Source organism: Nocardia sp. NPDC051463, assembly GCF_040681975.1.
Taxonomy (GTDB): domain Bacteria; phylum Actinomycetota; class Actinomycetes; order Mycobacteriales; family Mycobacteriaceae; genus Nocardia.
In genome coordinates, this window is the sequence record NZ_JBFBAB010000032.1 from 75,877 (window position 1) to 88,431 (window position 12,555).

12 protein-coding genes are annotated in these 12,555 nt (G+C 65.9%); 4 read left to right on the forward strand and 8 right to left on the reverse strand.

All coding sequences use genetic code 11. The annotated features are described in order from the left end of the window. Window positions 1-123 precede the first annotated feature (123 nt). Window positions 124-828, reverse strand: coding sequence for a flavodoxin family protein (locus AB0M74_RS30215; RefSeq protein WP_366529698.1), 705 nt, complete (start codon window positions 826-828; stop codon window positions 124-126). 331 nt (window positions 829-1,159) lie between these two features. On the opposite strand from AB0M74_RS30215, the gene AB0M74_RS30220 reads away from it, so the two are divergent. The 3 genes from AB0M74_RS30220 to AB0M74_RS30230 all read left to right on the forward strand — a co-directional run bounded on the left by AB0M74_RS30220 (window position 1,160) and on the right by AB0M74_RS30230 (window position 3,114). Beyond that, entirely contained in the window at window positions 1,160-1,762 is a 603-nt protein-coding gene (locus AB0M74_RS30220; protein WP_366529699.1) for a TetR family transcriptional regulator, read from the forward strand. 39 nt (window positions 1,763-1,801) lie between these two features. Beyond that, entirely contained in the window at window positions 1,802-2,623 is an 822-nt protein-coding gene (locus AB0M74_RS30225) for an alpha/beta hydrolase (protein WP_366529700.1), read from the forward strand. A 125-nt stretch (window positions 2,624-2,748) separates the two neighbouring features. Further along, a complete protein-coding gene (locus AB0M74_RS30230; RefSeq protein ID WP_366529701.1) occupies window positions 2,749-3,114 on the forward strand; it encodes a MerR family transcriptional regulator in 366 nt (121 codons plus the stop codon). A gap of 195 nt (window positions 3,115-3,309) precedes the next feature. Here the strand turns inward: AB0M74_RS30230 and AB0M74_RS30235 are convergent, their stop codons facing one another. The 4 genes from AB0M74_RS30235 to AB0M74_RS30250 all read right to left on the reverse strand — a co-directional run bounded on the left by AB0M74_RS30235 (window position 3,310) and on the right by AB0M74_RS30250 (window position 7,076). Then, window positions 3,310-4,767, reverse strand: coding sequence for a DUF1254 domain-containing protein (locus tag AB0M74_RS30235; RefSeq protein ID WP_366529702.1), 1,458 nt, complete (start codon window positions 4,765-4,767; stop codon window positions 3,310-3,312). Window positions 4,768-5,004: 237 nt separating this feature from the next. Then, window positions 5,005-5,442 (reverse strand): VOC family protein, encoded by a 438-nt coding sequence (locus tag AB0M74_RS30240; protein ID WP_366529703.1) that lies wholly within the window; start codon window positions 5,440-5,442, stop codon window positions 5,005-5,007. Window positions 5,443-5,553: 111 nt separating this feature from the next. Continuing rightward, entirely contained in the window at window positions 5,554-6,474 is a 921-nt protein-coding gene (gene bla / locus AB0M74_RS30245; protein WP_366529704.1) for a class A beta-lactamase, read from the reverse strand. Next, complete coding sequence (locus AB0M74_RS30250) at window positions 6,471-7,076, reverse strand: multicopper oxidase domain-containing protein (RefSeq protein ID WP_366529705.1); 606 nt, start codon at window positions 7,074-7,076, stop codon at window positions 6,471-6,473. The genes bla and AB0M74_RS30250 overlap by 4 nt, the downstream gene beginning before the upstream one ends. A gap of 344 nt (window positions 7,077-7,420) precedes the next feature. Here AB0M74_RS30250 and AB0M74_RS30255 point away from each other — a divergent pair, with 344 nt between their 5' ends. Continuing rightward, window positions 7,421-7,591, forward strand: a complete 171-nt coding sequence (locus AB0M74_RS30255) for a hypothetical protein (protein ID WP_366529706.1) — start codon at window positions 7,421-7,423, stop codon at window positions 7,589-7,591. Between the two features lie 76 nt (window positions 7,592-7,667). Here AB0M74_RS30255 and AB0M74_RS30260 read toward each other — a convergent pair whose 3' ends face one another. The 3 genes from AB0M74_RS30260 to AB0M74_RS30270 all read right to left on the reverse strand — a co-directional run bounded on the left by AB0M74_RS30260 (window position 7,668) and on the right by AB0M74_RS30270 (window position 12,226). After that, window positions 7,668-9,026 carry a DUF5933 domain-containing protein gene (locus AB0M74_RS30260; protein WP_366529707.1) on the reverse strand — a complete coding sequence of 453 codons (1,359 nt, stop codon included), beginning with the start codon at window positions 9,024-9,026 and terminating at the stop codon, window positions 7,668-7,670. Between the two features lie 283 nt (window positions 9,027-9,309). Then, window positions 9,310-11,478: a hypothetical protein gene (locus AB0M74_RS30265; RefSeq protein ID WP_366529708.1), complete on the reverse strand. Its 2,169-nt coding sequence runs from the start codon at window positions 11,476-11,478 to the stop codon at window positions 9,310-9,312. 289 nt (window positions 11,479-11,767) lie between these two features. Further along, on the reverse strand, window positions 11,768-12,226 hold the full coding sequence (locus AB0M74_RS30270) for a DoxX family protein (protein WP_366529709.1): 459 nt from the start codon (window positions 12,224-12,226) through the stop codon (window positions 11,768-11,770). Window positions 12,227-12,555 lie beyond the last annotated feature (329 nt).

The following is a 12,555-nucleotide window of genomic DNA, read 5'->3' on the forward strand; positions in this document are numbered from 1 at the left end:
CTCCTTCGCGTTCGTTGAGTGAAGCTCGAAGCTGGTAACGCCACAATCAGCAAATCACTGGTCGGCGCGACTGCGTGGCATACCGTCCGGAGTGTCGGCGAAGGAGACGTATGCGGAAGTGGGCTAGCGGTAGTCGGGGTTCTCGAAGTCGAATCGGCATCCCGCGTCCCACTCGGAGCGCTGATTACCGTGCGCGGGGATGCCGCCGCTATCTTTCAGCATGCGGGCAAGGTGTAAAAGATTCCAGGTCATGAAGGTCGTATTGCGGTTGGTGAAATCATTGTCCGGGCCACCTGAACCGGGGTCCAGATAGGACGGCCCCGGTCCCGCTTCGCCGATCCAGCCCGCGTCGGCTTGCGGTGGAATGGTGTAGCCGAGGTGCTGGAGGCTGTAGAGGATATTCATCGCGCAGTGCTTGACCCCGTCCTCGTTGCCGGTGATCAGACACCCACCGACCCGGCCGTAGTAGGCGTACTGGCCGCGTTCGTTGAGTATCGACGAATTGCCGTACAGCCGCTCGATGACCTGTTTGGTGACGGAACTGTTGTCGCCCAACCAGATCGGTCCGGCCAGCACCAGGATGTCGGCGTCCATCACCTGCCGTTGCAACTGTGGCCACTCGTCGGTGGCCCACCCGTGCTCGGTCATATCCGGCCAGACCCCGGTCGCGATGTCGTGGTCGACGGCGCGAATATGCGAAACCTGGACCCCGTTCTTCATCATGATCCGGGCGCTCACGTCGATGAGTCCCCGGGTGTTGCTCGGCTCGGGTGAGCGCTTCAGTGTGCAGTTGATGAACAGTGCCCGTAGATCGTCGTAGCTGGTCATAGTGGTCTCCTCGGGTACCACGACAGCGGAATCAGCCGGATAGTCACAAGCCGGCAGGGTGTCGGCCTGAGAATCGAACGATAACCCGCTGCGTACCGGTCGAGTGGCACTGCTGCCATTTCGTCGTGGATCTACCCGTCGGTCCCACAGGGCACGCCGAGCGGGGTAAGGGGCGGATGCCCGCGAGGTTAGAATGTGCACTTTGTTGACTTGATAGTGCAAGAAATGCACTATTGAACATAGATGGTGCATTCAGCGCGCTGGATGATCGAGAATCTGGCGGTGACAGCCGGGAAGAATGTCGACGGTGAACAGGAGTCGAATGCCTTCGGTGCGTGTCGCAACGCGCGAACTGGTCCGCGAGCGAATCCTCGCGGCCGCTATCGAGCTGGCGAGCACCGCCGAGTGGAACAGCATCCGTATGGTCGACATCGCCGAGCGTGCGGGGGTGAGCAGGCGGACTGTTTTCAATGAATTCGAGTCCAAGAGCGGTGTGCTGGAGGCGATGGCCTGGCACAACACGTCACGGTATCTGGAGGGTGTCGCAGCGCGGCTGGCCGAGCACGGCGCCGATCCGGTGGCGGCGGTGACAGCGGTGACGGAATTCGTGCTCACGACCATCGCCGCGGATCCTTTGGCGCACGCCGTGCTCAATGCCCCGCCGGGCACGCCCGATGACCTGCTCGCGTTGGCGACGACCCGATCCGCGCCGTTCATCGAGGCTGCGACCCAACTGAATATCGCTTTCGCCCAAGAACATTGGAGCCGGTTGATTCGCGTCGACGTCGACGTGCCGTTCGTCGCGGAAAGTCTGGTCCGGCTGCTGTTCAGCCACATGCTCCGCCCGTCGGGACCGCCGGAGCGGATCGCGCGATCTTTCGGACAGCTCGTGCAGGCCCTGCTCACGTCCTCCGATCCGCCGAGAACCGAATGAGGTTCGGCGGCAAGCCGACTCAGAAGGGATGTGTCGACGATGACTACATCTGATCAGGCGCTACCCGCATCCGCCGCGCATTACCGTGGCGGTCGCGGTGCACCGCTGGTGCTGTTGCACGGCGGCACCAGCTCGTGGCGGTGCTGGGAATCGTTGCTGCCCAGACTCATCGACAAGCACGATGTGCTCGCACCGAACCTACCCGGGCATGCCGGCAGGCCGAGCAGCCCTCTGCTCGCGATCGACAGTCTCGCCGACGCGGTCGAAACCGCTATGGACGAGGCTGGATTCGACACCGCGCACATCGCGGGAAACTCGCTCGGCGGTTGGGTGGCCATGGAACTCGCACGCCGCGGGCGCGCCCGCAGCGTGGTCGCGCTCTCGCCTGCGGGAGGCTGGCTGCCGACGGAAACCCGGGTTCCGAAGATCTTCGTATCCATGCGCAGACAACTGCGGTTCGGCTACTTCGCGATTCCACTGGTCATGCGCGCGCCGACGCTGCGGCGGATGTTGATGCGCGTGGTCTGCGAGCACGGTGATCGGCTCTCGCCCGGGCAAGCGGTGGGCGTGGCCCAGGACGCGCTCGCCTGCACCCTCGTGGACGATCTGGTCCATCCGGTACCCGCGCAAACCGAACCCTACGGCGATCTCGGCATCCCGATTCTCATAGCGTGGGGCGAATGCGATCGCCTCCTCACCGCACCTGGATACAGCGACCCTTGGCGTCGACTCGTGCCTGCCGCCAGCTGGCGCACTCTTCCCGGCGTCGGCCACGTCCCCATGTTCGATGACCCGGCTCTGGTCGCGGACACCATCCTCGGCTGGGCACTGCGAGCCTCGGCACCGCGGCAAACCGGGTGACCTGCCCTGATCCGGGCCCATCGCTGTGCACGCGAGCAGTGAGTTCGCGGGCGGGCGACGGTGTCGTACCGTCCCGCTAAAGTTTTACACAGGTGTCAGGGTCAACCTGCTGTGAGGTGGATCGAATGCGAATCGGAGAACTGTCCGCACGAACCGGAGCCAGCCCGCGCCTGTTGCGCTACTACGAAGAGCAGGGCCTGATTTCGGCCGACAGAGAAGGCAACGGATACCGCAATTATGGTGCCGATGTGCCTGGGGTGGTGCGGCAGATTCGTGCGTTGTTGGCGGCGGGGCTGTCGACCGAGGTGATTCGCGACATCCTGCCGTGCGCGCACGGGTCTGCACCGCAGTGGGAACCACATCCCGACATGCTCGCGTTGCTGCGCCGGGAGCTCGACGCCCTCGAAGCCAAGATGGATTGCCTTGCCGAAACGCGGGACATCCTGGCCTGCTACCTGAATGTGACTACCGCACTGCGTGATCGGTGCTGACCCGATCGGCGGTGCGATCGGCCGACAATTGTCTGGATCGGGTATGCGCCCAGGCGGAGCCGACGCCGGAGCAGGCAGTGTCATTGCCGCCCCCGATCCAGGTTGTGGTCCTCCTACGCCGTGGTGGGTTGGGCCGGACCGCGCCGAATCCGCCGTGCTGGATCGGTGCGCGACGGGTTCGCCGCGGATCCGCGCTCAGGCCACTGGTTCGAGGCGGGGTGGTGTCCAATCACCCTTGGTGGCAGCGGGTTTCGGTGCGTAGAGCCGCAGCGTGAGGGAGAACTTCCCCGATGTCGGTATAGGCAGCCAGTTGCCGGTGGGCACACTCGGTCCCGGGTCGGCGTTCTGGACGGCGATCTCGACCGAGCCGTCCGAGCCGGGCACGACGGGCACCTGGTGGCCGACCGCGTAGATATTGTCCGGGTTCGGAATCAAGAAGCTGTCGGCGTCGTAGGCGGTGATGGACCAGAATGCCTCGGCCGGCGGCAATTGTCCTGCGGGGAAGCGGATTCGGAAGCGACGCGGGGTGCCGTCGCCATCGGCGTTGCCGAAAACTGTCGGGTAGATCGCGTCCTGCGGCAGGTTCGCGCCGAGACCCGACAACGCGATGGAGGCGCGCTGCTTGTAGTCGGTGCCGTAAGTACCGACATTGGTGGCGAACTGCCAGCCGTTCTCGTCTTTGATCTCCGGGTTGACGTAGTCGGCGATCGAGCGCTTCGCATCGTCGACCGCGGCATCGAGATCAGCGGCGGCGAGCATGTCGACGTTGCCGCCGGGCGTGATGCCGATGCCGGCGAAACGCTTCATCGCGTCGGCATCCGCGGCGGCGGGCGGGTCGGTCGCCATCAGCGCGGTCATTCGATCGAAGAACGCGCGCCCGTCCATGGCGGCGACCTGCTTCACCGGCGGGATCGCGGTGGGATCGGTGATGTGGGTGCGGCTGACGGTGCCGCCCTCGTTGCCCTGGGCCCACTCACTCAGCGGCACCAGCTTCAACTGCTGCTGCAGTGCCTGCACGGCCGCGGTGTCCGCGGCGCCGTTGATCTGAATCCGGCCGATGATCCAGACCGTCGGTGTCGGCATGGACAACTGGGTGGTGTTCGCGGGCAGCGTGCCCGACCAGCCGGGACCGGTGATCACGTAGGTATAGGGCGGAGACGTTGTGCCGGAGGCGGTTCGGGGTTCGATGCTGCTGGGATTGTGGACGGTGTTGCTCCACGCATCCAGGATCTGCATCAGCCAGTAGCGTCCGGCGTCCATGGCGGGAACCTGCAAGACCATCGGCTCCGAACGCACGTCGAGCCAGGCCTGCGAATACAGCGTGTCGAGGTTCAGCCGGACCACATCTTTGTCGGCAGGATCGGGCACGACGGCGTGGTCGAACGAATTGACGGGCGCGGCGGCCGCCCGGGTCGCATCCATCAGCACGAGCGGGTATCCGAAAATGTAGGCGTCGGTCGCAATCGCCTTGGCATCACCGGCCGGCGCCGAGCCTGCTGTGGTCGAGCTCGCCGTGGTCGAAGATGTCGAATTGCTGTCGTCGCCGCACGCGACCAGGCCGAGCCCGGCCACCGTCATCGCACCGATGCCGAGCATGGAGCGGCGGGAGAACTGTCCTGCACTGTGGTGTTCGAAGGCGTCCTCGCGATTCATAGCACTCCCGGGTTCGATCCAGCGGAATGAGACACGAGACATGAAACTCGCCAGAAATTAGCTAAAATCTTGAACGCACTTGAAAATATCTCATCCAAGCATGTTCCGCGCGAGACTCTTCGGTAACTCTACTTTCGCTAGTCGATGGAATGCTCGGCGTGGACGCGCCGAGTCGAATGGGACAATCGCGAGATCGCCCACTGTCGGGTCCCCTTCGAGTCGGATAACTCGGGCGGCTCAGGAGAGGCAGAATTCGTTGCCCTCCGGGTCGGCGAGGGTTATCCAGGTGTGCGGGCCTTGGGCGCCGTTGTGGAGGAAGGTCGCGCCGAGGGTGGTGAGGCGTTGGAGTTCTGGTTGGAGGTTGTTCGGCCCTACTCGAATGTCGAGGTGGATGCGGTTCTTGACCGTTTTGGGCTCGGGGACGAGTTGGAAGAGGATGCGCCTGCGTGGGGCGTCGTCGGGGGTGTCGGGATGCAGGATGGCGGCGCCGTCCTTCCAGACCAGGACGCCGCGATGGATCTTGGTGTCCTCGTCCTTCGCGTAACCCTTGGCGATCATGCTGCGGATGAACTCCTCGTCGGAGGGTTCCACCGCCCAGCCGATCGCTTCGGCCCACCAGTCGGCGAGGGCGTGCGGATCGGCGCAGTCGACGGTGATCTGAAAGTCATGTGCCATGGTGCGGATGATAGGGAACGGCACCGACAGCAAGCGGTTGCCGAACATGCGGGGCGATCAGCTGGACGACTGCCAGGTGCCGGACAGGCCGCAGTCGTCCAGGATCGGTGATCATGTCAGCATGTCGAGGACCTGTCGAGTGGTCTCGGCGACCAAACCGTTGTCCGCTTGCGCCTTCGGATCGGAATGTGTTGTCAGCACCGCTATTACGATCGGCGCGGTGCCGCCGACCGGCCAGGTGACGGCGACGTCGTTGGCCGACCCGTAGTCGCCGGTGCCGGTTTTGTCGCCGGTCTTCCACCCGGCGGGCAGCCCGGCGCGGATGCGGGTTGCGCCGGTGGCGCTTGCGAGCAGCCAGGCCGTCAGCTGTCCTCGCTCCGGCTCGGCGAGTGCATCGCCGACCGTCAGCGCCCGATAGTCGGCGGCGAGTGCGGCGGGGGTCGTGGTGTCACGCTCATCGCCGGGTATGGCGGTGTTGAGGTCCGGTTCCCAGCGGTCGAGATGGGTGACCTGATCTCCGAGGGTCCGGAGGAACTGGGTGAGGGCCTGCGGGCCGCCGAGCAATTTCAGCAACTGGTTGCCTGCGGCGTTGTCGCTCTTGGTGATTGCGGCGTCGCACAACTCCGATACCGACATGCCGCTGTCGACCCGGGGGCCGGTGACCGCCGAACCTCCTGCGGTCGCGACCTCTGCTTCGGTGAAATGAATGATCTGATCGAAGTATCCGGTGTCGAGCGGATGTTCACGCAGCAGTGCGGCGCAGGCGAGTGTCTTGAAGGTCGACAACATCGGAAACCGTTGGTCCTTCTGGTATCCGAGGGTCCTGCCCGAGCCGGTGTCGATCGCGAACATTCCGAGCCGGGCCTGGTGCTGCTGTTCGATGTCTGCCAGCCGGGTGTCTGACTGCTGGACGGTGGGTGTGGGAGCCGGGCTCTGCGTGGCGGACTCGCATGCGCCGAGCACTGGCAGCAGTGCTGACGCCAGCACGGCAATCCGCGAGCGGACCGGTGCACTCCTCTTGAGCTGTCTCATGGGGGCACAACATCACAGAGCTGGTACGGCTGTCCAAGACCAAAATGTGCGAGAACCGATATTCCTGTCGATATCGTTGCACGTCGGGCGGCTCGTTTTTTCGGGAGGCAACAGCTTCGGCCGGTGATCCGGTATGCCGATCTCGCAGCCGCCTGCCGACTTCGCGAATGCGCCGCGCTCCCCGGCTGCCACCACCTCGCAGTCCGGCGCCGAGTGGGCGACCTGAGTACACCGTTCATGAAGCGGTCGGTGACACCAGGTGCGCGCAGGGTCGGATCCGCGAACGGGTAGGCGAAGGAGCCGTCGGCGTCGAAGGAGCGATCGGCGATCAGCAGCGGGATATCCCGGTCGCCGGACGGCAGCGGGAGTGCCTGCTCTTCGTCGTCGGTGATCAGATGGAATCCGGCAAGCCCGTGCCAGACCGCGGGAGCGGTGAAACCGTGCCGGTGGTCGTGGTACCAGAGTGTTGCTGCGCGTTGGGCATTCGGATACAGGTAGTCCCGCTCACCGTGGGCGACCATGCCCGGCGCGGCCGCCGTCGCATGGTGGCCGTGGTGTGCCGCCCTGGGCGCGGTGCTACCGCGCGGGAGGATGACGTCCATCGGATATACGTCGCTGTCGGCCGGGGTGTGCCCGCCGTGCAGGTGTACCCCGCACGGCGAGATCGCGGAGATGATCGATCGCAGTCCGACCGCGGTCCGTCAGCTGGCCTACCGAGCCCGCCAGCACGTGCACGCCCGGCGACCGCGGCGGCAGGCCGACCCCCGGGTGCGCAGGGCGGTCACCGAGCGTTTCGTCGCCGCCGCGATGGGCGGCGACCTCGAGGAGCTGCTCGCGGTGCTCGCACCGGATGTGACGTTGTGGACCGATGGCGGGGCGAAGGGGCCCGCGACCAGCCTGCGGCCGGTGCCCGGACGGGCAGAGGTGATCGCGGTCTTCCTCGCGGTTGCCCGCGGACTACCAGATCACCTACCGGGCGGTCAGCGGCGATCCGTGCGCCGTTGTCTTCGACGGCGCCGCGCCGCTGGCTGTCGTCGTCCTCGACGTCTCCTCGGACGACACCGTCCGTGGCATCTACTCCGTGACCAACCCGGACAAGCTCACAACCATCCGATGACCGAATCGCCCGGCGGCCGTGCCGACGCGCATCCCCGATGCGGGCTCGGCAAGGCCGCAGGCCCGAGATTGTGCTTTCAGCGGTGCTCGAGGTCGGCGTGTTCGGCTGCGGGCGCGTGGACGTCCGCGCCACGCGTCGGGGCGAACCAGGTGGTGTAGAAGGTGATTGCCAGTGCGGCGAAAGCGCCGAGGATCGCGATGCCGAAGGGGACCGGGTAGTTCGCCATCGGGAGGGCAAGGTAACGGATGCCGAGGAGTACCACGGTGAACAGGGCGATACCGAAGGCCAGCAGCCGGATTCGCGCGCGGTCCCAGCCCCGGTCCGGGTCGCGCAAAGCGGACTCGACGGTCAGGCACAGCGTGGCGCCGACGACGAGGTCGATGCCGTAGTGCGCGCCTAGCCCGAGCGTCGCGATCAGGGTGCACACCAGCCAGAACGCGCCGCCCCAGCGCAGCCACAGCGGCCCGCGTCGGGAGTGGATGAACAGCGACAGCGCCCACGCGGTGTGCAGTGACGGCATGCAATTACGCGGCGTGAAATTGTCGAAGGGCATGGCTTCGACCGAAGCCGGTACCGGCGGAATGCTCTCGGGCCACACGTTCGCCAGTTCCATGCCGTGGCCCCAGGACCCGAATGCGAGGATCGGCCCGACGACGGGGAAGACCACGTAGAAGATCGGGCCGACGAGGCCGAGTGTCAGGAACGTGCGCACCAGGTGGTGCTGCGGCCACAACCCTGTGGTGACGCCGCGCAGCTGCCAGATGGCCACGACGATAGCGGCCACAGGCAGCTCGAAATACACCCAGCGCACCAGACCCAACGGCACCGGTCCCGCCACGTCGAGGGCGTGGCCGACGAGCCACGACGGACTGCCGAGCGCGCGATCGGCCAGTTGCACATAGGGATCGAGGACTTGCGGGCACGTCCAGGCGGTGATGTCCAGCCAGATCTCACCGACCTTCGTCGCGAGAATGAGCAGCGCGCCGAGTGCGATGGTGTGCAGCGCCGTCCGACGCCGTGTGCCGGTCCACCGCAGGGCGGCGATGATCGCCAGGAGCGTGAGCACGATGGTCGGGCCATTGCCGACAGTGAACGGTCGGCCCTCCAGCGTCCGGATGGTGACGAAGACCAGGTCGAGGGCGACCGCGGCGGCGAGGGCGGTGACGCGGACCCGGGTGGTCATGCCGACCAGCGCGAGCAGGAAGCCGGCCCATGGTGTCGTCGCGGACTTGGGCGTCCCGGCGTAGTCGCGGAAAAGACTGGTCAGCGGTCCGAGAGCGTGGATATGTGCGGCCACGATCTGGCCTGCGACGAGCACCGATATCGCAGCGACGATGCCGCACCAGACGGCAGGCGCTCGACGCAGCTGGAACCGCGCAAGACCCACCCGCTCGGGAGGTGAGGTCGAACGGCCCTGCGCGTCGTGAATAAGCATTCGGTCATCGTAAACACGATGTGAACACGGCCATGCGGGCCGGTGAACGGAATCCGATCCCATCCGCGATCGTGAAAACCCGTGGCTGCCTGCCGAAGCTGGGTCACCTGCGAGCCTACCGGGAACCGCGCGGTCGTTGTCTCGGTGACCCGGATCACGATCGGGCCGCTTCGACACCGGACAGTGTGACCCGGTGCCCAGGGGCGATGCCACTGCCCGCGGCGTATCCGTGGGCAGTGGCCGGCGTCGCGCCGACCGGCGCGGCCGGCGCGCTTTGCGTGCGCTACACGTCGGCGGTGATCAGCTCACGCTCCGGTTCCTCGGCCGGACAATCGTCGGGCGGGAGCAGCGGGCGACGGCGCGTTCGTCGGTATGCCCACTGCAGCAGAGCGATTCCACCGATTCCGGCCACCGCGGCCGCGATGCTGACCTGCCAGCCCGGCGGGGCCCAGGTGAGCGACAGCTCGGCGTTGTCGGTGCCTGCCGGAATGTCGGCGGCGAGGAAGGTGCGCGCCACCGTGGTCGTCGGGATCTCCTTACCGTTCAGAGTGATTCGGTGGCCGGGCCAGGCGAGCCGCGCGAACACCACCCGGCCGCCGCCGGGGGAGGACACTCGGGCATCGCTGCGGAAACTGCCCTGCGAGATCGACGTGGCGGTCGCGTCGCGGGTATCGGCGATCACGCCGTTCGCGGTGGAGATGCGGCCGTTTTCCCGTTCCAGTACCCAGATGAAGCGTTCGTGGCCCGGATAGTCGACCCACTTCCAGCCCGACGGCGCGGTGTGGTCGCGGGCGTCGGGATATTGAGCGCGTTGCAGCACCACCCGGTCGACCTTCATCAGGTCGACAATCGTTCTGCCGGTGGATGGTTCGGTGGCGAAGGCGCGGCGGAACGCGTCAGCACAGGTGCTGCCGTCCCAGGCCATGCACACCAGGTCGCTGAACGCGCCGTGGCCGATGGGGGTGTAGCCGTTGACATAGTGGAGCCCGAGGTCCTTCGCATAGCTCCCGATGGACAGCGAGCCGTAGGCACCAGCGAGATTCTTGTCCTCCGGTCCCACCAGCACGCGGTCGGCGAGTTGCAGTGTGACACCGTCGAAATCGGGGAAGGCCGCGACCATCTCCGAACGTCGTTCCGGGAAGTTGTAGGACATCGGGGTCGGCGGTGCGCCCTGCACCTGGGCGTAGGCGATCGGGAACATGGCCACGATGGTCAACACACACGCGGGTGCCGCTGCGCGGGTGCGGGCGAGCCACACCACCGCCGCGCCGAGCGCGGCCACCACCGCGACGGCGACGAGATGCCGCACGATGAGTTCCGGCGCGGCCGAAAAGGAACGCACGAGTAGTAGTCCGATCAGGACAGCGGCGGCGATCGTACGCCTGCGCGACGACGCGAAAGTGCCATAGCGGCTGAGTAATACGCACACCAGCACGAGCAGTGTCAGGGCGACCATCGGTAACACGCGGGCCGGCCAGCGCAGCGGACCGATCGCGCCGGGGCCCGCTGTCCACATCAGTACTGCCGTCGCGAAGAACGCGATCCCACTGAACTCCCGCACCGACTGCCGTGCCGCATGCCAGCCGACGAACGCCAGCGCCGGAATCAGGAACCACGCTATGTAGACCATCGGTAAGGGTTGGACATGTCCCCACCAGGCAGTGAACGCGGGCATGGTGCTCGGCAGGCTCGCGTTCAGCGACTCCGACCACGGCACCGTCAGGAATGGATCGTTGTGGATCTCGGCACTGCCGCGCCAGGTCGCCTGCGAGGAGAGGATCCCGGGCAGGTTGGCCACCGCTGCCGCCAGCGCGGCGCATCCGGCCGCCGCGAGCAGTCGCATCGATGGTGCCCAGCGCCGCTGATAGACGATCTCACCGGCGGCGATCGTGACGATCATCAACCCGGATTCGACTGCGGGGAAAGCATATTGGACTGTCAGCGCCAGGTAGAGGAAGGCGAAGACCGGGATCGGTCCACTGCGGCCGCGCGTGTAGCGCACCGCCGATGCCCAGGCATGAATCAGCCACGCTGTGGCGGTGTGTGAGGTCACCCAGCTGGCCTCGTCGAAGAACAGGAACCAGCCGCTCAACGGGAATGCGACACCGGCGACCGCTGCCCAGGGTGTCCGAGCGCCGTAGACCAGGCAGATCCGAAATACCCCCAGGGCGGCGATGATCGAGAAAACAAGCTTCACCGCCGTGGCGTACACGGCGAGGTTGTCCATCGAGGGCGCGAGCAGATAGATCAGCAACTGGGGCGGGTTGTACAGGCCCGCCTCTTCCAGGGCGTAGTTGCCCGCCATCCACTCCCAGGGCACCAGCAGGGGGAAGTGACCCTCACGCAGTTGGTTGCCGAGCATGACCCACATCGGGGCATATTGGGCTTCGGTGTCGTCGGTGTAGAAGTGCCGAACGTTGGCCAGCAGGACCGCTACATACCCGGCGATCACTCCGACTACGGTAACCGCGCCCCACCTGTGTAACTCTCTTCGCGATTCGATTACCGCACCAGCTCTCACGATTGCCGGACCGTATTCGAATCGAGTTAACGGAGCAAGTCGAAAACATGGCCGGGTGTGGGGAGTGGGGGTTGGCTGACCGAGTGCGCACGACTCCTCCGGTTTCCGGTCGAGGATCGTTGCCCGGCGGAACCGGGTTGCGCGTCAGGCTGGTCGGAAAGTAGTTGAGCTCCAGCCTGTTCGACCCGGCAGGGGAGTCGGCCTGCTGCGCGGGTGGTCGTCACCTCCGCGCGGCTGTGCTGTGCGGGTGCCTGGCACGGGGTATCAACGTGTGGACGGTGAACGCGCCGGGGCCGATCACCGCGATGAGGAACAACGACCAGCAGAACAAGACGGCAGTTTCGCCGCCGTTCTCGATCGGCAATATGCCGTGCTTCACATGGACGAACAGGAATGCGTAGGCCATCGAGCCCGAGCACAGCAGCGCGGCAATTCTGGTGCCGAGTCCGAGCGCGACGAGCCCGCCCGCGACGAGTTCGATCACACCGGCCCACCAGTTCGGCCAGCTGGCGAAGGCGGCGACCTGGCCACCGTGCGGCGCGACCGGCCTTGCGAAGAGCGTGGACATGCCGTGGAGGGCGAACGAGAGGCCGACGAGGATACGGAACAGGCCGAGAACGATCGCGCCGCTACTGCCGGCCGCGGGTCCGCTGTTCGCATCGGTGGCTAACAGATGCATGACACAACCTCGACTACAGGACATCGGATGATCGGGAAAATCTCCCGACTCGTCACTACGGTCGGCGGCGGTGAATCGTTCAGTCGAGGTGGCCTCGATCGTGCCGAGTCCGCCGTGCAAGAGGGTCGGGGGCGGCGCCAAGGATTTCGTAGTAGAGCCGGCGGCCATTGATTGCGGCGTAGCGACCTTGCCGCATCCGCGGTGCTCTGCGCCCGCACACCCGCCGCCGGGTAGGCATCCACACCAACCTCATTGCAAAGAGCACCGACGCAAGTTCCATTGCGTTCACGGTCACAATCATTGCAAAACCGATCGAAGCATGGGACCAG

What these genes read in the sequence shown, in the direction of transcription:
- AB0M74_RS30225 (WP_366529700.1), top strand. Translation starts at nt 1,802, where the DNA reads ATGACTACATCTGATCAGGCGCTACCCGCATCCGCCGCGCATTACCGT.
- AB0M74_RS30235 (WP_366529702.1), bottom strand. Translation starts at nt 4,767, where the DNA reads ATGAATCGCGAGGACGCCTTCGAACACCACAGTGCAGGACAGTTCTCC.
- AB0M74_RS30215 (WP_366529698.1), bottom strand. Translation starts at nt 828, where the DNA reads ATGACCAGCTACGACGATCTACGGGCACTGTTCATCAACTGCACACTG.
- AB0M74_RS30250 (WP_366529705.1), bottom strand. Translation starts at nt 7,076, where the DNA reads ATGGACGTCATCCTCCCGCGCGGTAGCACCGCGCCCAGGGCGGCACAC.
- AB0M74_RS30230 (WP_366529701.1), top strand. Translation starts at nt 2,749, where the DNA reads ATGCGAATCGGAGAACTGTCCGCACGAACCGGAGCCAGCCCGCGCCTG.
- bla (WP_366529704.1), bottom strand. Translation starts at nt 6,474, where the DNA reads ATGAGACAGCTCAAGAGGAGTGCACCGGTCCGCTCGCGGATTGCCGTG.
- AB0M74_RS30240 (WP_366529703.1), bottom strand. Translation starts at nt 5,442, where the DNA reads ATGGCACATGACTTTCAGATCACCGTCGACTGCGCCGATCCGCACGCC.
- AB0M74_RS30260 (WP_366529707.1), bottom strand. Translation starts at nt 9,026, where the DNA reads ATGCTTATTCACGACGCGCAGGGCCGTTCGACCTCACCTCCCGAGCGG.
- AB0M74_RS30270 (WP_366529709.1), bottom strand. Translation starts at nt 12,226, where the DNA reads ATGCATCTGTTAGCCACCGATGCGAACAGCGGACCCGCGGCCGGCAGT.